The sequence below is a fragment of the Legionella quateirensis genome (assembly GCF_001467955.1).
Taxonomy (GTDB): domain Bacteria; phylum Pseudomonadota; class Gammaproteobacteria; order Legionellales; family Legionellaceae; genus Legionella; species Legionella quateirensis.
Window position 1 is genome coordinate 18,105 of the sequence record NZ_LNYR01000049.1, and the last position, 24,556, is coordinate 42,660.

Consider the following 24,556-nt stretch of genomic DNA (forward strand, 5'->3'; position numbering starts at 1 on the left):
CACTCTTCTGGCCTTTTACCAAACAAATAGTGATATTAATTTATTTTATAAGAGTTAATTTATGATCATAAAATCTCCAGAGTTATTATCTCCTGCCGGCTCGTTAAAACGGATGAGAAGAGCCTTTGCATACGGAGCAGATGCAGTCTATGCCGGTCAACCTCGTTATAGTCTTCGTGCCAGAAATAATGAATTTTCACATGAAAAATTGGTTATAGGCATTAATGAAGCGCATGCCCAAGGTAAATTATTTTTTGTCGCGAGTAATATTATTGCCCAAAACAATAAAATAAATACGTATCTGGAAGATTTGGCACCAGTGATTGAAGCCAGACCAGACGCTCTCATCATGGCAGATCCTGGACTCATTATGATGGTTAGAGAACGATGGCCTGACCAACCGGTTCATCTGTCCGTTCAATCTAATGTGATGAATTATGCTGCAGTAAAATTTTGGCAGACTATGGGTCTTGAACGAGTCATTTTATCTCGTGAGTTGTCATTAAAAGAAATTCAGGCGATACGAGAATATTGCCCGGATATTGAATTGGAAGTATTTGTACATGGTGCTTTGTGTATGGCTCATTCTGGACGCTGTCTCTTATCTGGTTATTTCAATCACCGAGATCCCAATCAAGGTGCCTGCACTAACGCTTGTCGGTGGAACTATGAAGTTAAAGAAGGTACTGAAGATGAATGGGGTAATGCTCATTTAGAAACCAGGACGGCTCTATTTGAACAAGCACCTCAACGTGAGGGTGAACTGAATATTATGGAGGAGGATGAACATGGAACTTATCTTTTTAACTCCAAGGACTTAAGAGCAATTCAGCATGTTGAAGCGCTTGCCCAAATGGGTATTGATTGTTTAAAAATAGAAGGTCGAACAAAATCAGATTTTTATGTAGCCCGTGTGACCCAATTGTATCGAAAGGCCATTGATGATGCGACTGCAGGCAAACCATTTGACAGGAGTCTCATGGATACTCTGGAAGGATTATCTCTCAGAGGGTACACAGAAGGTTTTTACCGTCGACATGTCCCTGAGGAATATCAAAGTTATAAAGATCGCAATGAAACGGGTATAAAACAGCAGGTAGTGGGTGAATTACTTGATTATGACAGCAGTAAACAACTGCTTAAAGTTCTGGTAAAAAATCAATTCTCTGTAGGCGATACTCTTGAAATCATGCTGCCGACCGGTAATTACCGTACTACACTTGAGGCCATCGACAGTGCTGAAGGACATTCCATACAACGTGCTCCAGGAAGTGGGCATGTAGTGTGCATTCCGGCAAATATTCAAGACGCGAATCAGTTAGAACATGGCTATTTAATTCGTCATTGGAGCGAGCTTCAATCTTAGGACTGTCCATGTCAACTATCGAACAATTGAGAAAACAAATTCAAGAAACCGATTGTGCCATTATCAGGAGTTTAGCACTTCGCCAGGACTTGAGTAAAAAAATTGCTCATTTAAAACAGCAAGAGGGAAAATCGATTATTGATATAAATCAAGAAAAAAAGAATTTTGAGCTTTATGAATTTTTAGCTAAATCGTACTCTCTGGATCCAAATTTTATTGCGCGTTTATTTCGATTAATTATTATGAATTCAAGAACGCTACAACAATACACCATCTGTGAAAGCCATTATTCTGAATTGGATGGTTAGATTACTCGTCAGTCGTCAATTCTGGCTTAATTCTCTTTTTAAGTACTAACCAGCCTCGAGGAAGATTGAAGACTGGGTTGTATTGGCTCATGGATTGAAAAAGAGTTTTAATGTTCACCCAATACACATCCTCTATGGATGAATCAACATCGCATAACAACACTTTATCCTCTTTAGAATTCCAACCCACTATTGGTGAGTAATGAGGATTACCATGGGGACATGGAGCAACACTGGATAGAAGATCATCCTGTCTGTAATTAACAATAATAACGGAATGGTGTTCTTTGAATGATTTTTTTACATCATTTAAGAATAAGGAATAATGCTCCGCATAAGCACGTTGAACAGTTATATCAAGCCTGTTTTCATAAATAAGCTCGGAAATAAAATGCAGCTCATGCAAGGCCATTCCTCTATCTAAAAATTGATGAACAGGCATAAACTCGGAAAAACGAGTGCTTATCCATTCTGATTCCTGTTTTTTGTCCAGCCCCAAACCAAGTGCTGCAAGAATAATTGACGCAGGACCACAGGTCGCCTCATGTTCCTGACGAAAACCCTCTTTATATTGTTGGATCATCTTTTTAAAGATACTGTCCATAGAACTTTCTGTGTGCTCACCAGGGGGCTGTTAACAATTCACTTGCTCAATCGCCCAGGTACATAGGACTATCCACCCGGGGATTTTCAACAGCACCTATTAAAATGTCATCTTGAACGTAATTTTTTAACGTCATCAACTTCTTTTTACACTATAGTGTACATACAATAAAAAAGCTTCTTGTCACAGTCCTATTAGGATAATTTCTGGATGAATATCCCGGATGAATATTATGAATAGAGATTTATCAACATTAGTCACTCTTAGCTCCGAACAGGTGCTAAACCAAATGGATAGCTCTTTAAATGGACTGACGAGTCTCGAAGCACAAAAAAGACAGACTGAATCTGGGCTGAATGAATTAGTCCGCAAATCCTATCGTTCGCTTGTTTTTGAAGCCATATCTCATTCAACTAACCCATTAATCGCCATATTGTTAATTGCTGCTTTGATTTCAGCATTTACTGGAAATATTGTCAGTTCAACGATTATTGTTACTATGGTTATTATAAGTATTGGCCTGGATTATTTTCAGAGCCATCGGTCACTGCTTGCCATTAAAAATCTACAAAAGCACATTGCTACGAAGGCAAATGTGTTACGTGACGGTCAATGGCAAGAAATTCTGTGTCGAGAACTGGTTCCGGGAGATGTGATTCAACTTATCGCTGGTGATGTGGTACCTGCAGATTCGTTATTAATAAAAGCCAAAGATCTGCATATTCAGCAAGCAGCCCTTACGGGTGAATCACTGCCTGTTGAAAAAGAAGCGGGTGCACAAGCCACCATACTTAAAAACCCATCTGAGGCTAGTAATGCGGTTTTTTCAGGTTCTTCAGTAGTGAGCGGTACAGCAATAGCTGTTGTAATAAGTACAGGACAGAACACTCAATTTGGTCAAATAGCGGAAGCTCTTTCAAAAACTGCACCTCATACTGAGTTTGAAAAAGGGATTACTCGATTTGGCCTGTTTATCATGAAGGTAGTGTTTTTTCTGGTGATATTTGTCTTCTCCGTCAATCTCTATCTTAAACGATCCCTGCTCGAATCATTATTATTTTCTGTAGCATTAGCAGTGGGCCTGACCCCCGAGTTATTGCCAATGATTACTACTGTAACCCTTGCGGCTGGCGCTGTTCGTATGGCAAAAAACAATGTTATTGTCAAAAACTTATCCGCAATCCAGAATTTTGGCAGCATTGATATTCTTTGCAGTGATAAGACTGGAACCTTAACCAGTGGGGAAATGATATTGGATCAGCACCTGGATCCTTTTGGAAGAACATCAGAATATGTGATGCTGCTGGCCTATTTAAATAGTTTGTTTGTCAGTGAAATACCTAGCCCGTTTAATATTGCCATATTAAAAAAAGCAAACATTAACCCTCTCGATGCGGCGATCTTGAAACATGATCACCCTGATATAGCAAAATACAACAAGATCGATGAAATTCCATTTGATTTTGAGCGACGTCGTTCCAGTGTTGTTATAGAAAAAAATAACGCCCACATGCTCATTACCAAAGGTGCTCCAGAGTACATAATAAAAGACTGCACCCATTTTGATAATGAAAGCAAACAACAGGTGTTGGATGATGTGCATCGCAAAATGTTTGAATCCACTTTTTTATCATTAAGCGAACAAGGTTACAGAGTACTGGCTATTGCTTACCGAACAATGGCCACACAACCCTCTTATCATGCTCAGGATGAAAAAGACATGACTTTAGCTGGATTTGTTGCCTTTTTTGATCCCCCACTACAGGACATTCCTTCTGTAATAAACGAATTGCATCACGAAGGTGTAAGGATAAAAATTATTACTGGAGACAATGAATTAGTGACACGTCATGTCTGTAAAGAAGTACATATTAACACTGATACCATAATACTCGGTGATGAATTGGAGCATATCAGTGACTCTGCGTTAGGATCGATTGCAGAGCAAGTGGATGTTTTTGCCCGTATCACCCCCATGCAAAAACAACGCATCATTGCAGCATTACGCTCTCGCAATCATGTTGTAGGTTATATTGGTGATGGAATTAATGATGTTCCTTCCTTGCACATCGCGGATGTAGGTATTTCAGTTGCAGGTGCTGTAGATGTGGCTCGAGAAGCAGCAGACATCATCTTATTGAAACAGAATTTAGGGGTATTGCTGGATGGAATCATTGAAGGACGTAAATCATTTGGAAACGTGATGAAATATCTGATGATGGGTACCAGCTCTAACTTTGGAAATATGTTAAGTATGGCTGTCGCAATTGTCTTTTTACCCTTTTTACCCATGTTACCGTCCCAGATTCTATTAAATAATCTTCTTTATGATATTTCTCAAATAACCATTCCAACGGATAATGTGGATCGCAGTTTTACACGTAAACCGAAACACTGGGATATAAGTATTATTCGTAAATTTATGTTTTATCTTGGCCCTATCAGTTCAATTTTTGATTTTATCACTTTTTTCATCATGCTTAAGATTTTCGCAGCTTCTGAATCATTATTTCAAACGGGGTGGTTTGTAGAATCATTGGCAACTCAAACTCTGGTGGTTTTTGTAATTCGCTCCGTTAAAAATCCCTGGCAAAGCAAGCCCAGCATACCCTTGGTATCATCAGTACTCCTTTGTGTTGCACTTGGTATCCTTTTGCCATTTACCCCTCTAGCCCCTCTTTTAGGATTTATACCATTGCCAGCGACGTATTTTCTCTTTCTTATTACTGCTACGGTTACTTATCTGTTTCTGGTAGAACTGATTAAAAGAAAATTAATGTGGAAATGGATATAAAAACCATGAGACTGAATATCAAATAATGTTCTCTAAGTAATTGGCAAATAAATCAGTCTTATACAGCGAAATAATTTAATGATCCTCTTTTAATTTTAATTAGAAAGGCGGACTATAATAAATACATCATTGAGCAAAATAATGGATTATCTATGAAAAACTCATCAAACATTGGAAACGAAAATAAAACAGTGGATGTAATGGATGCTCTTTATAATCGTCGAGCTGTTCGCGATTACCTTCCTACTAAAGTAGACTCAGATCTGATTCATACTTTATTGGATGCAGCAATACAAGCTCCTACTGCTCTGCATGAAGAACCCAGAGCATTTGCCGTGATTCACAAGAAAGAACGATTGGATCGCTTATCCGAGGATTGTAAAAAAGCATTGCTTAATGAAAAACTCAAATACAAAACAGAACAAACACAACATATTCTTGATGTAATAAAACAACCAGACTATAACGTATTTTATAATGCAAGCACATTAATTGTTATTTACAGCACTTATGCGGGGCCATTTGTAAAAGCAGAGTGTTGGCTCGCTGCTGAAAATTTAATGCTTGCCGCTTATGCTAAAGGACTGGGTTCATGTGTCATTGGATTTGCCCTCGCTGGTTTAAACTTGCCGGAATGGAAGCACGAATTGGAAATCCCGACACACATGAAGGCTCAAGCTGCGATTATTCTTGGATGGCCTGCCGGAGAGACACTAGCTCCGTCTCATAATCCCCCAAAGATACTTTCGTGGAAATAATAAGCAATTTATTGGGATACCTGGTTAGAACTTGCTGAGTGTATTTATTTAAATCTCAATGAGCCTATAAATACCCATCATTAAAATACCCGTCATTACGAGCAAAGACCTACGTTTATCTGGATTGCCTCACTGTGTTTGCAACGACGAGCGGCATTTTTAATATCATCTTCGAGCGAATAGACTCGGATTTAACTTTAAGAGACAGGTACCCATAGGCGCATACATTGTTGATTTTATCTCTCTTAAAAACGAGTGAATTGAGTTGTCTGGATAACGTTGGCTATTTAAAAATGAACGAAGCAACACGTGCTGTAGGAATATCCTCAATGAGTTCTTCCCGGATGAGCGCTTTCGCGCGATCGTTTTCAAAAACCTCTTTAAGATCCATAATCTTCCCAGCTGGAACGTGTTCACCGAGCAGGATTTCGAGAAGCCTGGTGCTCTGAAATTTCAGCGTTTGTTCAGCAATTAGCGAAGCGAGCTTATCTCGGTTCCTTACCCTGTTTTGATTATTTCTGAACTCGTTCTGCTCTGGCAGATCCTTAAGATCCAGGACGGCGCATAATCGTTTAAAATGCCGATCAGAACCAATTGCAAAAGTAATAAGTGCACCATCCGCTGTTCGGAATAATTCACCATAAGGAGCTATGTTTGGATGTTTTGATCCAATACGTTGCGGTATCTGTCCCGTCATAAGGTAATTCGATGCCTGATTCACAAGACTGCTAATAGCAGCATCGTAAAGAGAAACCGAGACTACCCGGCCTTTCCCACTTTGTTCCCGTTTATAGAGCGCCAGAAGGATGGCCTCTTTCAGGTGGTGAGCTGCCAACACATCAATTAACGCAATCGGCATTTTAACTGGACCACTCTCATCGGTACCGTTCATTGACATAAATCCACTTTCAGATTGCAGTACGAGATCATAGGCAACCCGATCGCTATCATCACCGTAGCCGTTTATTTTTCCAATGATCAGACGTGGATTAACACTTAGAAGAAACTCATCTTGTACTCGAAGCTTGATAAAATCGTCTTTTTTAAAGTTCATTATTAAAATGTCAGCTTCTGAAATAAGATTTAGAAAACAGTTGTGATCTTCTTCCTTCATGAGATCTAGGAACTGGTACTCTTTCCCAAAATTAACACTGGCAAAATAGGCTGATATCTCAGAATTCGGGTCTTCGTCTGGAAGCTTCCATGATCTGGTTACATCTTTATGAATGGGATGTTCGACTTTAATTACGGTAGCGCCCAACTCAGCAAAAAAAGTAGCTACAGAAGGACCTGCAAGCACTGAACTCAGATCAATTACCTTTAAGCCCTTTAACATAGATTAGATTTCCATCTCTCAATAAACATCGGTTGTATTACACCTTGCCATGGACATTAGCACAAAATTTCAGTTTGGGAACCGTTGTTATAAACCTTGCGTCCAGCGGCTGTAATTTATTGGCTAAACGCAACAAATCCGATTTAAAAATATACTTAGGTATTCCCAGTCAATTTCAAGCCTAAATACATTCCATTCAAGTTGAAGTTAGCTGTTGAGTTATTGCCAACATTAGCGAATACAATGCCGTTGCCTGAATAGCTGATGATTGAGTTTAAATAATTCATCCACATATACCCGATATCAAAACTTAGTATATTTTGTTCAAACTTCCAATCATATTGTGCCCCCAGCTTGGCTGCCAGTTCTGGAACAATTACCCCGTTGAGTGTTTGATTATAATTACCCGTTACAAAAGGACTTATGGGGTTATTGGGATAAGGATAATTTTGATAACCGCTATTTCGTTGTTTCGCGGTACCAATTAACATGCTTCCAGCCATTTTAGCGTAAAGCTCTAAGCTATTGACGGGCATATATCCCAGATCAATGCCCAGGCGTGGGCCAAAACCATTATAGGAGAGCGTGTCCGTTGTGGTATAGGCAACTACTGATGTTGGGTGCAGCAGTGAGATGTTATCGAATTGATTTTTAATACGTCCAAACTCCGCTCCCGCATGAAGTCGCACTAACTTATTTCCAGGAAGTTGCAGGTGTTGTCCAAATTCAATATCAACTTCATCCCAATTGGTTCTGACTTGAAATTCGCTGGCATAAAATCCATCATTATTGCCAGCAAACGCATATCCTACTGGAAAATTTCCCTTATTGTGTGAATTCAAATGATACCAATTAACCACTAAATCATTGGCTTTGAATTGGTATGCTCCATTGATTTGAAAACCCCATCCCCATTTAGGTCCAATATTAACCATTTGATTGGGCGCACCACTGGTACCAATAAAGACACCATTATTATCATTGCCGGAGTAATTGCTATAAGCAGTGTATCCTAACCCATTACCACCAAAAGCAGGCTGTAAATAGAGTGCTGCTCCACCAAAGCTCCATGCTTTATTTCCGCAGGGAATTTGTACCTTACCAGACTCACAGATTGGTCCCATAGAGCCAGAAAATGATATGCTGCAATTCATTATCAATACAGCTACGGCTATTCCTTTCAATTTAAACATAAATCCTCTTTACGTCAGTTTTGACATTATTTGACCCATTTCAGACCGAAATACAAACCATTCAAATTAAAGTTTGCTGCGGTACTGCTACTGCTGGCAGATCCTGCAAGTCCCGAACCGGTTTGACTGACGAGCGCATTGAAATAATTGACCCACATATACCCTACATCAACACCCCATATTCCCTGTGCTGTGGGATAATCGTATTTCAGACCTAATTTGGCTTCTAATTCAGTGATTACAACGCTGCGATTTGTTTGAACATAGTTCCCTGTACTGAATGATTGAGGGAACGCTAAATTTTGATAACCCGAAACGTTCTGTTTGGTAGTACCAATCAGCAAACTGGCAGCCCCTTTTGCATAAAGTCCTAGCCCATGTCCCAGCAGATAAGTAAAATCATCTCCGACTCGAGGTCCAAAACCATTAAACGATATGTTGTCGGTTGTGATAAAAAGCGGGCTACTGTCTGGTCGAAGTCGAGGATAGTTCGTAAATACCGTCTTGACTCTTGAGTAATCGATACCTGCATGAAGACGCATCATTTTGGTTTCATCAAAATCAAAGTGCTGTCCCAGTTCAATATTAACTGCATCCCATGATGGTGCAACTGTGATAAATCCTGCATACAAAGCAGGAGCGTTTCCAGAAAATAAAGAACCATGCGGCAAATACTTACTGGTAGTGTTGTTCTGATGATACCAATTTAAATCCAGATCACTGCCGGAACCAAACTTATAGGCTCCTTCAATTTGAAATCCCCATGACCATTCGGGTTTAACATTCGTGATGGTGTTGTTCGGATTATTAGCACCCACGGTAGTACCAAAACTATCGGTCCCATAACTGAATGCACTATAGCCAAGACCATTTCCGCCAAAAGAGGGTTGCAGGTATAAGGCCTGTCCACCAAAGCTCCAACCTGCTTTGTCACAAGGAATGCTTACATCCCCAGGCACACATGCTGCGCCCATTGTGCCTGCAAACACAAGGCTATTACCGATAATTAAAAGTGATGCTATTGAACATTTAAATTTGAACATACATTCCCTATGACATGGTAAACATGTGTAATCCTGAAGTGGGTGCATGCTAACATAAAACCATGAATTTAATAAATAAAATAATTATAGAACTGGTTATTCGTCATTTGGAAACAGGTTGGCGCTATTTAATAGAAACAGCGCCTTGGCTTCTAAGCAAGTTTATTATTTTTTCGTTACCGATCGCTTCACTGAGTACAAGTGGTGTCTGATTATTTTTATCGATGGCATTTATGTTAATATCCGTGTGATCCAAAATCCACTGTACTGTAGTTATATCCCCGCGATAGACTGCCTGGTGCAATACAGAATGTCCTTGCTTATCAGCTAAATGAACATCAGCACCTTTATCAATAAGAATGCTCATTGCAAGTTCATTACCGGCTGCTGCAGCCAACATAAATGGGGATAATCCTGTATTATCAAGAGGATTAATTGTAGGTGCGGTATCACAGCACAGTTCCACCATCTCTTTTCCGCTATAACGGGCTGCGTAATGGAGTGCTACCCTACCCTTACTGTCCGCTAAAATACTGATGTCTTTTTCTTTTAAAAGAATCCTCAGGCAATCAAGCTGATCATTTAAAATCGCAGTGTGAACGGGATAATGCGAATTATTATTTTTTATATAAGCTAACATGGGGTTAGAGATCACGCTCTCTTCCAACAATGTAGAGAATCCATGAGTAGCCATCATGTGAAGTACGGTATCACCATTATTATCCTGCAAATGCAGCATAGTGGGTGTTTTTTCTCGTAACATCCTAAAAATTTTAATTTTGGTTTCTTTTAAATCAGGAGCATAAGAAACAGGGAGTACCAAAGCGCTAAATAAGGGCAATTGGGATTGCATATTCTTAAGGTTTGAATCAGCCCCTAAAGAAAGAAGCACCGAAACTGTATAATAATATCCCTCTAATGCGGCAACATGTAAGGGAGTCATTCCATAGGTATTAGTTTTATTAACACTATCGTTAGATAGCCTCATAGACATTAGAACTTTGTCCAGTCCAAAAGAGACCACGGTATCAAAAATAGTTGCACCATGAAGCTGTGGCATAGGTTGAGTGCTCTCATCAGAGAGATACGGAGCAAAATTGTCTAGATAAGTCTCAGCTAATTTCAGATAATTATCGTATTGTTCTTTTAACGAACCAGAAAAGATGAGATCACGAGAAACATGCTCAGAACACCAGCTCTCCAATTTGTGGAACTGTTCTGCATCGGGTTCCTGACCATTAAGACCTAGCTGTTCACATAACATAGTAAAATTCATCTAAACATCCTTTATTTGCATCTTTTAATGATTTTTTATACTAAGACTTGCTTCAGCTTTATTTTCTACCTTATCCTCATTTCCATGCGCTTGTTGAGCAAATCGCTCCTTGAAATTTTTAAAAGTTGCAGCCACTTGCGTAGTATTAGCCTGAGGGACATCACTGGTAGCAGATTTGCTTAAATGGTGGTGAGATTCAAGGGCTTGCTTCACAACTGTAGAAGTCTCTGATTGATGCAGTGTCCTTCGATCCTGAATGGGAATGTGTACCATTTCTTGTTCTATCTTATCCGCTCTGGTATTGATACCAATAGCAAATTCATCAGAATTTTTCCTAAAGTTGGTAACAATTCGATTAGCCTCACTCACTGTTGCATCTGCTTTTAAGTCTTTTATTATTTCTTTCAATTCACTTATTAATTCCTCTCTTTTTTGTGGAGTAGCGTTACGGATCTCTCCTACTTTTTCATCAATAAATTCATCCATTTTTTTATCTTTTGGACCACACCTTAATTCTTTAAGTTCTTTGACTAAGGATTTAACCTCATGGTTATTGATAAGAAAAAGTTGGGTCAAGGCCTCTTTAACTGGCATACGATCAGCAGGATCAGGTTTGACCAGTGCTTCAATTAATGTCCTTATTTCAAGCCCCTCTCCTTCTTTAAAGAACGGATGATTAAAATCAAACTTAGAGCCATCATGATCCGATTGAATAGAACCGGTAATAAATCTATGGATATTTTTTCCTAGTAAGTACGCATGAAGACTATCGGCATTGATTGAGACAGGTTTGACAAAAAATTCAGGTGGATTAAAGTTTGTTGAACTTAAAAGAGTGCAATATTCATTGCCAGGTATTCCAGGTACAAAATTCTGATTCTCATCGGTAAATAAAAAACTTTTTGTATCAGAAATAATTAGTTTTCCATCCGAATTGATTAACCAATTCGTTATTTTTGCATCTGGAAACATACAACCTGCGTCTTGAATTTGCAACATGACATCAGCCATTTGCTCAAAAACCGTTGAAACTACCTTAACAGGCTCACCCCCTCGCAAGGAAGCTAAACCATGGCTATATAAATCACCCCCAGAACAATATTCGGTAACTAATAATGTTCGAGAAGCTGGTTCACCTCTTCTGTTCGTACAGAATACTTGACGCTCAGTATCTATGACCGCCAAATTATTCCCTATATGTTCACGTAAATGAGCCTCTGCATTTCTTGGCATATACAGTCGATCATCTATTTTTAAAACTTCAGTGCTATTATCTTTTAAGTGAGTTACTTTAAAATTCTTTGCATTCCCACCCCCTAAAAAACTAATCTGATGAGTCGCCAAAAACTCGCGAAACATATCTGCTTCAGGGCTCTTATCTTCTAAGGGATATAAACTTTTAAGACGATCATGTACTACCTTGCCAGAGTACTTTTTTCCCATACCATTCAGTATGTCAACCAATTTTTCTGCTTTTTCTGGCGCCATTTGAGCAATTATTTCCGTAAGGAGAGTTGGTGTAGCGGTAGTAGGAAGTAACGATTTGACTCCTAATGAAGACGTTTGATATTGGATGCTTTTAAAAAGTTCTGAACTTATTTTTTGGTATCCAGGTGAATCAGCCAATAAATCTTGAGGATAGGTATAATCAATCTTTTTTATTTGTTTTTGAATTTCTTTAAGCAAATGAATTTTGCCATCAACATCACGGGTATTATTGAATTCTTTAATTAACTGATTTACGTCTCTGGTAAATTCAAAGACAGCCTCTTTGGGTAATGCACCCGCATCAAAAGGCTGAATTAGCTCCATAGGTTTCGGAGAGGCAGGCATAGCAATGATTTTGTGCAGATCGGATCCGGTAACTAAAAAATTAAAGAACTGATCCAGTTTCGATCTCATTCTGCCACCTGCAAAAAAAACAGAGCAACATGCAGTTTTTCCTGATGCAACTGCACATACTAATCATCAGTAACTCAGCATCACTAGCTGCTATAAATTAAGCCTTACACACTTTATTCGGCACGTACTACAGGCTCAATCCAGTGCTTGTTTGGACATAGTTAATTTCCTTTAGATTAATTATAGCTCAAGAGATGCAAACAATTGGCCAATACGATTAATTTATGATCATAGGTTGAAATAATTTCTTGTGATAACAACGAAGCCCTGCTTCCAGTTGTTCAACGGAATCCAAATTTAGGGTAATAAATCCCATCGCATGTAATTTCAAAAGCCATGCTGGCTGATTTTTTAGATTCACATCCTGAAACGTTACCTACATGAGTTGAATACGGCACACAATCCCTGCACTATTACCATGAATACCTTCAAAATTGTTGGCTATTAGCTCATGAGAATAAAGATCTGTTTTGGAAGATTAAACCTTGAGATGTCCCCCACTACTATTCCTCTAGATCCAATTTATCACCTCAGCGTGCATGAGCTTAATGGAAAGTCAGCTACCTTCTGTTCCTCTGAGGTATTGATTAAATAGGAAGTGAAACAATGCATAAAGGACATCAACAACACACTTGCAAGCAGAAGAGAAATGGGGGTTGTCAGGAACAAGAATAACCCGACGGGGATAAATACATTATACAGAATCACCTGATTGAGATCATTGAGGCGATTACGAGTTAACATCCTTTGTTCTTTGGCTATACGTTGTGGCTCAACGCCATCCAGCTTCAATTGATTCATTAATTGCTTATCCTTTTCAGAATCAATCAAAACACGTGATAATGCACTGATTAGGAGGATAGCAGAAATGATAGGCGATAGCGGTACGGAGGCGATAGAAAAAGCAAACACACCTAAAGCTACCATAATTGATGAAGCAGTGAGTAAGGAGCGAATAAAATTTAATTCTCTATACCGCCATTCAAGAGTCAGGCGTTTTTGATCAGCGCCACTTGCCTGCCTGAATTTTAATTCATATTCCTCACAACTTTCTTGAAAACGAATAACCATTACTAAAACATCGATCAATTGTGCGATAACCTCCAATTGTATCCCGTAAAAACCTGCTGTTTGTGAGTTGTTAAATGACAACCAAAAAAACTGCGTCAGATTAACAGCGCCCCACAAGCTGTCATTCAAAAGTTTATAGTATAAATCTCTAAGTGTTTTATCATTGGTTTTATCCTGCTGTTCTCCAATTATAATCTGTGCTAGTAAACCGAAATTGACTGAAAAACGAGCCATATAGAGCGTAAAGCTCATCACGCCCAAGGTTGTATCCAAAGGTGTAAGCGTCCTTAAGTTTTTTTGCGACTGAGCAAGATATTTGGCGAATCCTTTGCTTCGGTTCAACTGAAGCCTTTGAGTGTTCAAATCAGTCAATTGGCTATTAAAAAACGTTAAAGTTGATTTCAGGATTGGCTTATTTTCTTTTAGCTCTTGATTGTCTTTTTTCACCGGCATCCACAGGAAAAGAACTATGGAACCATATTAATGTTTCAATCCTGTCTTAAGAGTGACGCTTACATTACAAACTTGTAATCTTCATTCATTAACTTCACTCTTCTTTTATGCTACTATTGATTAAGTTTTATCCATTGTGCCCGTATGCGTATTTTAATTGTTGAAGATCAAAAAAAGACCGCTGATTTTATCTGCAAAGGATTCAGGGAATATCAATTTCAGGCGGATGCTGTATACGATGGCGCGGAAGCATTGTTTCAACTGTCTGAGATAAAGTACGACGCGGTTGTTCTGGACGTTCTGTTACCTATAATGGATGGATGGACTGTACTTGAAAAGATTCGTGAAACCAAACCCGACTTACCGGTTATAATGCTTTCAGCTTGTGATGATGTAGAAAGTCGAATCAGGGGACTGGAAGCAGGCGCTCATGACTACTTAATCAAACCCTTTTCTTTCAACGAACTACTGGCTCGCGTCAAATCACTGTTACGCAGAAAACCTAATGACAATCCCATAACGTTAATGATTGATGATCTGAAACTGGATTTAATGAAACATACTGCAGTACGAGGGGGAAAAAAGCTCCTGTTAACGGCAAAAGAATTCATGCTCCTTGCCTTGATGTTAAGGCGAAGCGGTGAAGTACTTTCACGAACCATTATTGCGGAACAGGTTTGGGATATCCATTTTGATTGCAACACCAACATCATAGATGTCGCGATAAAACGTTTAAGGGAAAAAGTCGACAGTGAATACCCCAGAAAATTAATCCATACCGTCAGAGGAGTGGGATATGTCCTGGAAATTCGCTAACTCAATGTCGATAATTAATCGGTTGTTGTTAATATTTTTCACCACCATGGTGCTGATTTTGATAGTCATTACCGGTTTAGTCTATCCCCCACTGAAAGAGTTGCTTCATGTAGCACATATAAATCATGAACAATACAACTTTGTATTAACTCAAATTTGCATAAAAAAATTTTTTATTGGACTTTGGGTTTCTGCCTTAATATTAATTTGCGCCAGTTATTTAGTTGCTAAAAAAAGCATGAAACCTATTTATGACTTCGCCGAAGAGCTTGAGTTAATTAACGCCTCATCATTAGATAAACGCCTGAAAAATGAAGGCCATCCTAAAGAACTGAGACAATTGGCCGCAACATGCAACGCCATGTTATTTCGAATCGAAAGTGCATTTCTGCACATCAAACAATTTTCTGCCAGCATGGCACATGAATTACGCAATCCGGTACACTACCTCCAAACAGCTACGGAAATCACTCTGGCAAAACCACAGTCGATTGAAGCCTACCAGCACCTGTTACAGACACATATGGAAGAATATCAACAGTTAACCCAGCTTATAGATAACCTCCTGTTTTTAACCCGTAGTGAACATGGCCAAATTCAGTTAAATCGAAAACAACTGCCTGCAAAGGATTTAATCAATTCTATAGTCGAATATTATCATTCCTCCGCCTTAGACAAAGGGATAGAAATTCAGGTTGTTGGTAATGCCAGGATAGAAGTAGATGAGCATCTGTTTAAACGTGTCATTTCAAATGTAATAGATAACAGCCTGAAGTATACAAAACAAGGTGGAACGATACTTATCACGATTGAAGAAAAAGTAAATCACATCCAAATCACCATAAAGGACAATGGCATTGGCATAGCCAAAGAACACCTGCCCTTGCTGTGCCAAGGCTTTTATCGTGTTGATCACTCAACCAACAATGAAAACGCCGGCATCGGTTTGGGATTAGCGATCGCTAAATCCATTATGACCATTCATAACGGTCAGATTGATATACAGAGCCAACCCGATTTAGGGACTGTTGTATCGCTTCTCTTAAATAATGAATCATTTAAAGTATAAATTTCAGTATTTAAAGTAGCCTGGATGAAGTGCGAAGCGCGTAATCCGGGAAGCCCCGCGAAGCGGGCACCGTTTAAAAAGGTACCATCCTGCGCATAGGCCACCCGGATTTCGCTGTGCTTCATCCGGGCTACTTTTGTATTGTCAAATCATCACCCCTACATCATCTTTCTCTACTCCCAATTCGAAATTAAGTTATAAAACAACTATATTTATTTAAATAAAGTCGAAAAGGATGTTGCCATGCTTCTACTAAAACCATCACCAGAGCAAGCTAAACTTGGATTAAGAGCGTTCATAACAATCATGCTCGCTGATCCGGAGCTCAATTCACTGACAGAATTACAAAAACGAACTTTGGCAGCAGTGCAAAAATTTATTACCTTTACCGACTTCCCTCTGGATGAACTTGATGAACCTATAAAAAGTGAGGAGTTGCAACAGGGTTTCACTGATAAAACACTGAGTCACCAGTTGGTTTCAGGAATGATCATCATGGCGGTCGTGAATGATATGCCCAAGCTGGAGCAAGTCAAACTGATTGAACATTTGGCAAAAGCACTTAATGTCAATGAAGGAGCAGTTAGCGCATTATTCAAACTGGTTCATCATCATCAGTATATGTATGCTTTTGATGTCATGCGTCATATGTATATTGGAGAGGGTTTCGCCAAAGTCTGGCATGAGGAACGATTTAAGGGAATATATAAAATCATTGGCGGTATGAAAGGTTTTTATGAGGATCCGCAATTAGCTGAACGATACGAACAACTGGGTCAATTACCTTCCGGCACTTTAGGCAAAGAATTCTGGCAATTCTATAAGGAGCATCAATTTACCTTTCCAGGGCAAAAATACGGTTCTCCTGTAATGATTACCAACCATGATATGGCTCATGTATTGGGAGGATATAATACTACTCCAGGTGGCGAATTACAGGTTGCTTCTTTTACTGCTGGATTCCGAAAATCAGGAATGATATGGATTTTATTGTTTATTATCAGTCAATTTCAACTTGGAGTTAAAACAGTACCTATAGACGTGCCTCTAACCACAGGAAAATTTAATCCGGAAGAAGAACTGTTAGCCCTTCAAAGGGGTACTTTAATGAATGTGGATCTGTTTGATAATTGGGATTATTGGCCGGTGATCGACTGTAACATTGATGATATACGAAAAAAATATCATATTTTGCCCAATGAAGAAGTACTTGATGTCATTAAAAATGGAAAAGCCTGAACCTATGTAATCTTCACAAAATTTGAACAGGCAATTTAGTGTAGGCTTACCTAATAACCGCTCAAACCACGTCTTTGCGAGCACAGCGAAGCAATCCAGTGTCGTAATCCAAAACCTCTGGATTGCTTCGCTGTGCTCGCAAAGACGGGATTTAATAGTCCAATTAGTTGATTGTGTAAGATTTGATTCTATGTTCAATTTTTGTGAGGATTACTGAGGAGCAGTACTGTTCACACCTGCCCCTATCTACAATGCCAAAATAAATTGCGAAAAACCTGCTTACCGCTTTGTTATAGGTACTAGTTTAGGGTTTGCCTAATAACCGCTCCAACCTTGTCTTTGCGAGCACAGCGAAGCAATCCAGTGTCGTAATCCAAAACCTCTGGATTGCTTCGCTGTGCTCGCAAAGACGGGATTTAATAGTCCAATTAGTTGATTGTGTATGATTTGATTCTATGTTCAATTTTTGTGAGGATTACTGAGGAGCAGAACTGTTCACACCTGCCCCTATCTACAATGCCAAAATAAATTGCGAAAAACCTGCTTACCGCTTTGTTAGACATACTATTGAATAACACTAGGCACTAACCGTTGCTTGAGTGCGGGACGCTACAGGCTGACTTGGTACAGCATGTAAAAATTGACTCAGGATAACATCAGTACATTGCACAATAGGTTGCGTGGTGCCTTTTTTATAGAAAACCCCTACCTTCAAAGCATGTGTATTATTCAGTTGTTCCTTGACCCGTCCGGCAGTATCCAAGTCAGGCACTTCAAGCCAAAACAGAAGATTTGGTTTAGTGCTAATGTTCCATCCTGAATGTCCGGTCAAAAGATGCAGCTGATTCTTTATCAAAGTTCGGGCTTTAGATACATCAAAAAATGAATAGCTGTTAGATTTCAGCTTATCGATCGGCGTAGTATTTGTTCTGGATTCAGTATTCTTCCCCAAACCAAGTCTTAAATTTTGAGGAACCTCGTAAGAAATAAAAGGTACTTCAGACTCCAACTCTTTTACCTTGCTTAAAATAGAACACATCATTTCATTAAAAGTTGATGAACCGTATTTTAATAACAAGTTCGCACTCATTTCGTCGATACGCTTCAGTAGCTCTGCTTCTTTGCCAATTGAGATATAAAATGATTTTAATAAATACAACTTTTTCAGTTCCCAAACATCCGTTCCCTGCTCACATTCTTTTGATTTACTGCCATCGATGCCTTCTGTTTTTATCATATCAGAAACATAATCAATCAATTGACCTATAAGATTGACTTGAATCAGGACAGGCTGATTCTCCCGCATTGGAGTGGATTCACTAATGGATTTTAACTGCTTAAATAGGGTTCTTGCCTGGAGAATCGAACCAATTTCTGCGCTCCAAACCAAAGCTTCAATATAACGAGATAACATCGATATATAATTGCTCGATTCTTTTGGTAAACCCAATTGAGTATATCGAGATTCTATTTCAAAAAATAATGCTGCAGCTTTTTGAATTCGTGCTGTTCCTAAATTCTTGGCTGCATTACCATCTTTGGTACGCTCAAGTTCTTTATCTAATGTTGCTGTTGCGATATTGCTTAACATATCCAATAAGGTACTGGTATTTAAATCGCTAGTTTTACTCTTGTTTGCCAATAACAGGTGATTCAGGTTTACCGTATCATCAAATTGCTTCATAGCTAATAAAGTAAGCGAAATAGTTTGAGACATAAATGCTGCCAGGTGTTCATAGAGTGAAAGTAAATCATGTGCAACAATAAACTGTAGTAAATTCTCCATCAGCCCTAATTTTTTATAAAAATAGGTATAGGCTGTTTGACTATTCTGCTCATCTAAGGCCTTCTCTGCGCACAATCCATACAGCCATGCTCGTGATAGCATCAGCTCAATATACAATGAGATTGATAAATTAGATGATTTTATCAAAGATTCAAAACAGGCGTCCGCTTCATCATATTTTTTTAAAATAATATATGCTTCTGCAATTTTGAATAAGCCATCATACTGATCATCGCAAGAGTTCAGCTCTTGATGTTCAATTAAATGATCTATTGCTTGAATTTCCGCTTTTATAGGAAGTACCTCTCTGAGCAAGATACGATGTGTATCCAAATCATTGTCCAGAGCTGTTGTATGCATTAATTGATTTCTAGCCTTGATGGTAGAAGTCATTGATTTTATCAGATCTATCGGCGCGAATTTTTTTATTAATTTAGTATCTTTATCTAATATGTCCTTTATCAATTGGCCAATTTTAGAAATGGAAAATTCCAAGGCATACTTTTTTACAGCTGAATCTGATCGTCGTAATTGATTTGCATACTCCAACTCATCTGCCAAACATTTAACTCGAGCCAATTTCTTTATATCGGAGCCAGATACTTTTTTTACTTCTGATTGCCCCTTATTCGGACTGTTTATTGAACTGTTCTGGTCACGTTCAGATCTGGCTCTTTTTAGAGGCACGTCGATAGATGGAGGGAGATCGGCTGAGTAACGTTCTTTCATTTTTTGAATAAAAGACACTATCTCTTTAAAATCGAGTGGTTTTTTTTCATCAAATGGAATAATCCATTCAGGAGTATTTTCGTTTACCACTTTAACATTATAATTTTTAATGAATTTTATTATGGGGATATTTAATTGATACATTTTGCTAATTTGTTTGATGCCAGCCAAAAGCACATGTTCATTTTTATTGTATATCGATTGACGATGTTCAATGAGTTTTTCTAATTCCAGCAATCCTTGCAAAGGACTCATGGTAGCGACGTTATGGTTTATCCTGGACGCTTTTTTCACTGCTTTAACTGGTGCGACATGGTGTTCTTTAGCTTCTGGTTCAATGGCTTCAGGCAAGACAAAATGATCCTGGCTAAAAGCATCAATTATTGCCCTGCATTCTCTTTTCTCATTAGCTGTCAATGATTTTGCTTCCAGGCTAACTCTGGAATTCATCATGTACTGCCATAACACGCCAGGTTCGGCATTATCTTCGGGAATAAGTACACTGTGTTTAAAGTGTCCAAGAGCCTCTATCAACCGAGGAATCCACTGTTCTGCAATTCGTCTTAAAATGTGGCCATGACTGTCTGGATGCATGGATTGATGTTCATGAGCCAGTTTATCGCGAATTTTTTTAAAGAAAGTAAAAACCCCTGAGTCCTTGCCAAAATTAAGAAAATCAATTAACTCTTTGGATAATTCACCAATACGGGCCAGAACTCTGCCCAAATAATATCGATGCTCTTTATTCTCATAATCCAGATCTAATGAGTGCAGATCATTCAGGAGCGAGGAAATACGATGGATATGTTTCTGTGAATACGTATATTGTACCAGGGCAATCAGATGAGGGGATATCTTAAAACCTGCTAAAATGCTTCCTGGTGATTTATTATTGCGTTCTGCATTAAGAATGGATCTGATTTTATTCTTTATATTTCTAAAATCATTTTTTAGATCCTGAAGTCCCTGTCGAATGGTTAATTTATCAAATTCAGTACTGATTATTTGATCAAGGGCGCTTAAATAAGTGAGTTCCAGTCCGTTAGGCCTGCGTTTCGCATTATCATGGCGGTTAATATTGCCGTATTTATTTCGGATGTAATGATGAGCATGCTCCCCTTTATCGTTGTAACTAATCGATTTTGCAAGTCTGCTAATCTCTTTAAATAGTTGAGGAAGATCGTCAAGCTTTTCCTCAGAAAGTTGTTCCATTTGCTCTATCAATAAGACCAGATGTTCCAAAGTTTTAAGATCTTCTGTCTTATCCTGTTGCGCTTTTGTTTTTGAATCAGCACAGTTATCAGACTTTTGTTTTTTAATACCCACTGTGCTTAACCTGTTTATTTTTACCAGTGAGTTAATATCAAAATGTTCCTCTTTAACTTCGTCTTGACTGAAATAAAAATCTGCTCTGTTCTGAGCCTCATCACTGATAAGGACTAAATAGGAAAATGAATTATTCTGCAGGAGACTTGTATCAAGCCCTTGTTCCTTAAACTTTTTTTTCAGATCATCAACACTTGCTTTTCCAATAGAGTAACAAAAGACTTGAGCTGCTGAATCAGGCGCGTTAAATTGTGAGGCTATTTTTAGGTCAAAAAACATATTAATTATGAATTAAAAAAATTCAGCATATCCTATCACAAACACCCGTAATGCTCAATGATAAGCCTTAGTGTAAAAATTTAACCCTATTAGTGTTGTTTTAACAAGCGCTCCTTAGTGTATCAAGACAGAGTAAAACCCCAAGGTCATTCCTGCTGCTCTCCATCAGCCCACAATTGTTGATCGCGTGTAACACCATAAACAGCGCCATCATCACCATTGTCGATAAGTTTGAATATTTGGTTAAATCCACAAACCCACAAAATTAAAGACCAGACAGTCGAAATGATACACGAAGTGTCGCCGATATCATTTTATTAGAGCTATTTTTACTTCTATTATTAATGCTGAAGAAGTAGGTAGGAATCAATAGTTAACCCGACATCAGTTAGCTCGACGTGTTCTTAGTGGCATCCACCAAGCGTTCACTTAATTGAGGAAATTTACTTTTTATATTATCCACAGCCTCCTCAAGCGACTCCGCATTACAAATGGACTCAAACAAAATTATTCTATAATCATTTTGAGTATGATCTCTCTTAGGATGTTGCTCTTTTATTTCATTGTTTTTTTCTATTCCTTTAACAGCGATATACTGGATGTCAATCAATTCATCATGATGTTCAAGAGCCTTTACCAAGGCTTTTAAATTTGGATAAAATTGTTCTTTAAACCTGATTCCAGGTTCAATAAAGAACCCACTGTTTACTATGGACAATAACTCTGAATAAGGCTCCGGTGTTGAACTGCTGTCCAGATGGACATCTTCAGACACTATATGTTCCAATCCCGATTGATTGTCTGCCAGAGGCGCTGCATTAAACTGCTCAGCAGGCGGAGGTTGGTTGATGTCTTTTAATGTAGATTTTAACCACTCTTGTTCAATACTGAAATGAGCGCTTGGACCTATAAGAACCCCGGGATTGCTGCCAAGATCAGATTCGGGCGGGAAATGCAGCCCAATGCTTAAGGCGTTAACAATTTTTTCAAAAATTTTTAATGGAATTTCGCAGGATAATTGATGAGCGTGGGCACTATCTCCATGAGTACGGCTTTTAAAAAATGCATGATACTGATCAGTATACTTGATAGAGAGTACATTAAGAGTACTTGACCGATTGTTATAACATTTAAATCCATGACTCTGTTCTTCCTGATTCAAGAGCTCATTTTTGGGGATTGGCAACTGCGCCAAAATATCGGTTATTTCACGACGTTCTGCAAAAGTATAATCGGTTATATGTTCATTATCTGGCAAACGATTTAATGCCTCATCCAGCCCCTGGATAGTTGATGTATCCACTTCTGCAAGTACACAACCCTCATTAATGGATAAAGGTACCCTGTTCACAAAATGCAAATACCAACGTTGACTCACATGATCCCGAGTAAGCACATAATCATTGGGAATTAATCCTTCTCTCTTAGGCAAGTTAACCAAAAATCTCACAGCAACACCTGCTTTCCATGCTTCCCCTCCCAGCAATAATCCGTGATCCCGCTTTGTTCCAAGACCCAATATAGAAGCTACCTGATCGTGCTGGATACCACTCTCAAGAGAACCTATAGGAGCGATAATCATATCAGTAATAAAAGGGTATTTTTTCCCCTCGTGATCGATACCATGAATTAAACCATCATCCTTATAAAAAGCCGGATAAAGATGAAGTTTTAAATTTAATGGATCGTCTCCTAAATTCAGATCAGGAAGTTCTAATATAAAAATAAACCCGGCGCCTGGAGCAGCGTTTCCATAAATTTCTTTGGATTGTTCTGTCAAATCAATCGTTACATCAGGATTGAATAGATTAAAACCACTGGTGAGCTTGAAATGTTCTAATTGGGCGAAAACATCTCTATCTATATCAGGCATTATTAACGCATCATCTTGAGAATAAATAAAAGTATAGCAGATTCAAATGAGTCCTTAAGAATACGTCCAGCATGTAATCCACTCTGCTAATACCATAGACTCACAACACACGAAGCCCAAATGAGTGACAGTCTGTCAAATCATATTGCATTAATGTGCTAAAATTAGCATAATGGTCGATTTTTCCAAGCAGGTCCATATGACAGAAAAATTATTAACTATCAATTTGTTAAAAGAATTAGTTGAATCTGCTGAATTAAATCAGGCAGGCAATACCGCTTCCTACATTCCTGAACTGGCAAATGTGAATCAAGAACTAACTGCCCTGGCTGTTCAGCAATTGGGGGAACAACCCGTGTCCTGGAGTAATGCAGAATTAAACCCTGTTACCCTGCAAAGCACCAGCAAGTTAATACCGCTCATCGGTTTACTGGAAGAAGTGGGAGAGGAGCAACTTTTTGAATGGGTCAAAGTGGAACCCTCAGGAGATGATTTTGCATCCATTACCCGACTTGAACAGTTAGGTCCAAAACCATCAAACCCAATGCTCAATGCGGGAGCTATTACCTTATGTTCTCATATTCCTGGTACAGGTGAACACCAGTTTGGCTGGCTGGAGCATTGGGTAAAAAAATTATTTAATGAAAAACTGAGCATTAATCCCCTGGTATATGCTTCAGAAAAAAGAACTGGTGACCGTAATCGATCTCTGGCCTATTTATTAAAAAGCCGCAACAATCTGGGTGCTGATGTCAATGAAACTCTGGATTTGTATTTTGCCTTATGTTCCTATGAAGCAACACTGGAACAAATGCTTTATCTTCCGTTATTGCTGGCCAATGGCGGTACAGATCCCATGACTCAAGAACGCATCATCTCTATAGAAACCTGTAAAATTACTTTGGCCATTATGGCGACCTGTGGTTTGTATGATGAAACAGGAACACACATGGTGAAAACAGGAATACCCGCTAAAAGCGGAGTATCAGGCTACATTATCGGCACAGTACCGGGAAAAGCAGGCATCGTTGCACTAAGCCCCAGAGTCAATGCAAAAGGAAACAGCATCCGTGGAGAATTAATGCTGGAAGGTCTATCAAAAGCCATGAATTGGCATTTTGCGATACCCGGATAGCGACCTCTATCAGTTAAGAACAATTAGGAATGATGGTATAGATTGGTGCTGAGCATGCGAAGCCCTGAGTCATTCCTTCATTGTTTTAACGAGGATATTATCTAATATTCAGTAGAATAGTTCGTCTTTGCGAACGAAGTGAAGCAATCCAGATCACATCTCCAATCAGGCTCCGTTCTGGATTGCTTCGCGTTGCTCGC

The 24,556-nt window shown here is 38.8% G+C and carries 17 protein-coding genes and 1 pseudogene; 9 read left to right on the plus strand and 9 right to left on the minus strand.

Translation table 11 applies throughout. From position 1 onward, the window contains the following. Positions 1 to 61 precede the first annotated feature (61 nt). Both trhP and Lqua_RS16830 read left to right on the plus strand, forming a co-directional pair. Positions 62 to 1,366 carry a prephenate-dependent tRNA uridine(34) hydroxylase TrhP gene (gene trhP / locus Lqua_RS16825; RefSeq protein ID WP_083501380.1) on the plus strand — a complete coding sequence of 435 codons (1,305 nt, stop codon included), beginning with the start codon at positions 62 to 64 and terminating at the stop codon, positions 1,364 to 1,366. 8 nt (positions 1,367 to 1,374) lie between these two features. Beyond that, positions 1,375 to 1,674, plus strand: coding sequence for a chorismate mutase (locus tag Lqua_RS16830; protein ID WP_058475451.1), 300 nt, complete (start codon positions 1,375 to 1,377; stop codon positions 1,672 to 1,674). 1 nt (position 1,675) lies between these two features. Here the strand turns inward: Lqua_RS16830 and Lqua_RS16835 are convergent, their stop codons facing one another. Then, positions 1,676 to 2,278 (minus strand): phytochelatin synthase family protein, encoded by a 603-nt coding sequence (locus Lqua_RS16835; protein WP_058475452.1) that lies wholly within the window; start codon positions 2,276 to 2,278, stop codon positions 1,676 to 1,678. Between the two features lie 232 nt (positions 2,279 to 2,510). Here Lqua_RS16835 and mgtA point away from each other — a divergent pair, with 232 nt between their 5' ends. The 3 genes and pseudogenes from mgtA to Lqua_RS18830 all read left to right on the plus strand — a co-directional run. After that, positions 2,511 to 5,072 carry a magnesium-translocating P-type ATPase gene (gene mgtA / locus Lqua_RS16840; protein WP_115148818.1) on the plus strand — a complete coding sequence of 854 codons (2,562 nt, stop codon included), beginning with the start codon at positions 2,511 to 2,513 and terminating at the stop codon, positions 5,070 to 5,072. A 152-nt stretch (positions 5,073 to 5,224) separates the two neighbouring features. Next, positions 5,225 to 5,830: a nitroreductase family protein gene (locus tag Lqua_RS16845; protein ID WP_058475454.1), complete on the plus strand. Its 606-nt coding sequence runs from the start codon at positions 5,225 to 5,227 to the stop codon at positions 5,828 to 5,830. A 178-nt stretch (positions 5,831 to 6,008) separates the two neighbouring features. Beyond that, positions 6,009 to 6,089, plus strand: a pseudogene (locus Lqua_RS18830) (DUF559 domain-containing protein); the annotation flags it as partial. Positions 6,090 to 6,113: 24 nt separating this feature from the next. On the opposite strand, the gene Lqua_RS16850 reads toward Lqua_RS18830, so the two are convergent. The 6 genes from Lqua_RS16850 to Lqua_RS16875 all read right to left on the minus strand — a co-directional run bounded on the left by Lqua_RS16850 (position 6,114) and on the right by Lqua_RS16875 (position 14,098). Beyond that, on the minus strand, positions 6,114 to 7,166 hold the full coding sequence (locus tag Lqua_RS16850; protein WP_058475455.1) for a CaiB/BaiF CoA transferase family protein: 1,053 nt from the start codon (positions 7,164 to 7,166) through the stop codon (positions 6,114 to 6,116). Between the two features lie 155 nt (positions 7,167 to 7,321). Further along, positions 7,322 to 8,359: an Lpg1974 family pore-forming outer membrane protein gene (locus Lqua_RS16855; protein ID WP_058475456.1), complete on the minus strand. Its 1,038-nt coding sequence runs from the start codon at positions 8,357 to 8,359 to the stop codon at positions 7,322 to 7,324. A gap of 26 nt (positions 8,360 to 8,385) precedes the next feature. Next, positions 8,386 to 9,402 (minus strand): Lpg1974 family pore-forming outer membrane protein, encoded by a 1,017-nt coding sequence (locus tag Lqua_RS16860; RefSeq protein WP_058475457.1) that lies wholly within the window; start codon positions 9,400 to 9,402, stop codon positions 8,386 to 8,388. A gap of 124 nt (positions 9,403 to 9,526) precedes the next feature. After that, positions 9,527 to 10,678: an ankyrin repeat domain-containing protein gene (locus Lqua_RS16865; protein ID WP_058475458.1), complete on the minus strand. Its 1,152-nt coding sequence runs from the start codon at positions 10,676 to 10,678 to the stop codon at positions 9,527 to 9,529. Between the two features lie 24 nt (positions 10,679 to 10,702). Next, positions 10,703 to 12,580 carry a protein kinase family protein gene (locus Lqua_RS16870; RefSeq protein ID WP_058475459.1) on the minus strand — a complete coding sequence of 626 codons (1,878 nt, stop codon included), beginning with the start codon at positions 12,578 to 12,580 and terminating at the stop codon, positions 10,703 to 10,705. Between the two features lie 525 nt (positions 12,581 to 13,105). Then, positions 13,106 to 14,098: a hypothetical protein gene (locus Lqua_RS16875; protein ID WP_133141110.1), complete on the minus strand. Its 993-nt coding sequence runs from the start codon at positions 14,096 to 14,098 to the stop codon at positions 13,106 to 13,108. Between the two features lie 150 nt (positions 14,099 to 14,248). On the opposite strand from Lqua_RS16875, the gene lciR reads away from it, so the two are divergent. The 3 genes from lciR to Lqua_RS16890 all read left to right on the plus strand — a co-directional run bounded on the left by lciR (position 14,249) and on the right by Lqua_RS16890 (position 17,228). Then, positions 14,249 to 14,920, plus strand: coding sequence for a copper-responsive two-component system response regulator LciR (gene lciR, locus Lqua_RS16880; protein ID WP_058475461.1), 672 nt, complete (start codon positions 14,249 to 14,251; stop codon positions 14,918 to 14,920). Continuing rightward, positions 14,901 to 15,989, plus strand: a complete 1,089-nt coding sequence (gene lciS / locus Lqua_RS16885; protein ID WP_058475462.1) for a copper-responsive two-component system sensor histidine kinase LciS — start codon at positions 14,901 to 14,903, stop codon at positions 15,987 to 15,989. The genes lciR and lciS overlap by 20 nt, the downstream gene beginning before the upstream one ends. 243 nt (positions 15,990 to 16,232) lie before the next feature. Beyond that, positions 16,233 to 17,228: a hypothetical protein gene (locus Lqua_RS16890; protein ID WP_058475463.1), complete on the plus strand. Its 996-nt coding sequence runs from the start codon at positions 16,233 to 16,235 to the stop codon at positions 17,226 to 17,228. Between the two features lie 577 nt (positions 17,229 to 17,805). Here Lqua_RS16890 and Lqua_RS16895 read toward each other — a convergent pair. After that, a complete protein-coding gene (locus Lqua_RS16895) occupies positions 17,806 to 21,348 on the minus strand; it encodes a hypothetical protein (protein WP_058475464.1) in 3,543 nt (1,180 codons plus the stop codon). Positions 21,349 to 21,736: 388 nt separating this feature from the next. Continuing rightward, positions 21,737 to 23,221, minus strand: coding sequence for a hypothetical protein (locus tag Lqua_RS16900; RefSeq protein ID WP_058475465.1), 1,485 nt, complete (start codon positions 23,219 to 23,221; stop codon positions 21,737 to 21,739). Positions 23,222 to 23,420: 199 nt separating this feature from the next. Between Lqua_RS16900 and glsA the strand changes: the two genes are divergently transcribed. Further along, complete coding sequence (gene glsA, locus Lqua_RS16905) at positions 23,421 to 24,356, plus strand: glutaminase A (RefSeq protein ID WP_058475466.1); 936 nt, start codon at positions 23,421 to 23,423, stop codon at positions 24,354 to 24,356. Positions 24,357 to 24,556: the final 200 nt, after the last annotated feature.

What these genes read in the sequence shown, in the direction of transcription:
- Lqua_RS16835 (WP_058475452.1), bottom strand. Translation starts at nt 2,278, where the DNA reads ATGGACAGTATCTTTAAAAAGATGATCCAACAATATAAAGAGGGTTTT.
- Lqua_RS16830 (WP_058475451.1), top strand. Translation starts at nt 1,375, where the DNA reads ATGTCAACTATCGAACAATTGAGAAAACAAATTCAAGAAACCGATTGT.
- Lqua_RS16865 (WP_058475458.1), bottom strand. Translation starts at nt 10,678, where the DNA reads ATGAATTTTACTATGTTATGTGAACAGCTAGGTCTTAATGGTCAGGAA.
- Lqua_RS16845 (WP_058475454.1), top strand. Translation starts at nt 5,225, where the DNA reads ATGAAAAACTCATCAAACATTGGAAACGAAAATAAAACAGTGGATGTA.
- mgtA (WP_115148818.1), top strand. Translation starts at nt 2,511, where the DNA reads ATGAATAGAGATTTATCAACATTAGTCACTCTTAGCTCCGAACAGGTG.
- Lqua_RS16860 (WP_058475457.1), bottom strand. Translation starts at nt 9,402, where the DNA reads ATGTTCAAATTTAAATGTTCAATAGCATCACTTTTAATTATCGGTAAT.
- Lqua_RS16850 (WP_058475455.1), bottom strand. Translation starts at nt 7,166, where the DNA reads ATGTTAAAGGGCTTAAAGGTAATTGATCTGAGTTCAGTGCTTGCAGGT.
- Lqua_RS16855 (WP_058475456.1), bottom strand. Translation starts at nt 8,359, where the DNA reads ATGTTTAAATTGAAAGGAATAGCCGTAGCTGTATTGATAATGAATTGC.
- trhP (WP_083501380.1), top strand. Translation starts at nt 62, where the DNA reads ATGATCATAAAATCTCCAGAGTTATTATCTCCTGCCGGCTCGTTAAAA.
- lciR (WP_058475461.1), top strand. Translation starts at nt 14,249, where the DNA reads ATGCGTATTTTAATTGTTGAAGATCAAAAAAAGACCGCTGATTTTATC.
- Lqua_RS16895 (WP_058475464.1), bottom strand. Translation starts at nt 21,348, where the DNA reads ATGTTTTTTGACCTAAAAATAGCCTCACAATTTAACGCGCCTGATTCA.
- lciS (WP_058475462.1), top strand. Translation starts at nt 14,901, where the DNA reads ATGTCCTGGAAATTCGCTAACTCAATGTCGATAATTAATCGGTTGTTG.
- glsA (WP_058475466.1), top strand. Translation starts at nt 23,421, where the DNA reads ATGACAGAAAAATTATTAACTATCAATTTGTTAAAAGAATTAGTTGAA.
- Lqua_RS16890 (WP_058475463.1), top strand. Translation starts at nt 16,233, where the DNA reads ATGCTTCTACTAAAACCATCACCAGAGCAAGCTAAACTTGGATTAAGA.
- Lqua_RS16870 (WP_058475459.1), bottom strand. Translation starts at nt 12,580, where the DNA reads ATGAGATCGAAACTGGATCAGTTCTTTAATTTTTTAGTTACCGGATCC.
- Lqua_RS16900 (WP_058475465.1), bottom strand. Translation starts at nt 23,221, where the DNA reads ATGCCTGATATAGATAGAGATGTTTTCGCCCAATTAGAACATTTCAAG.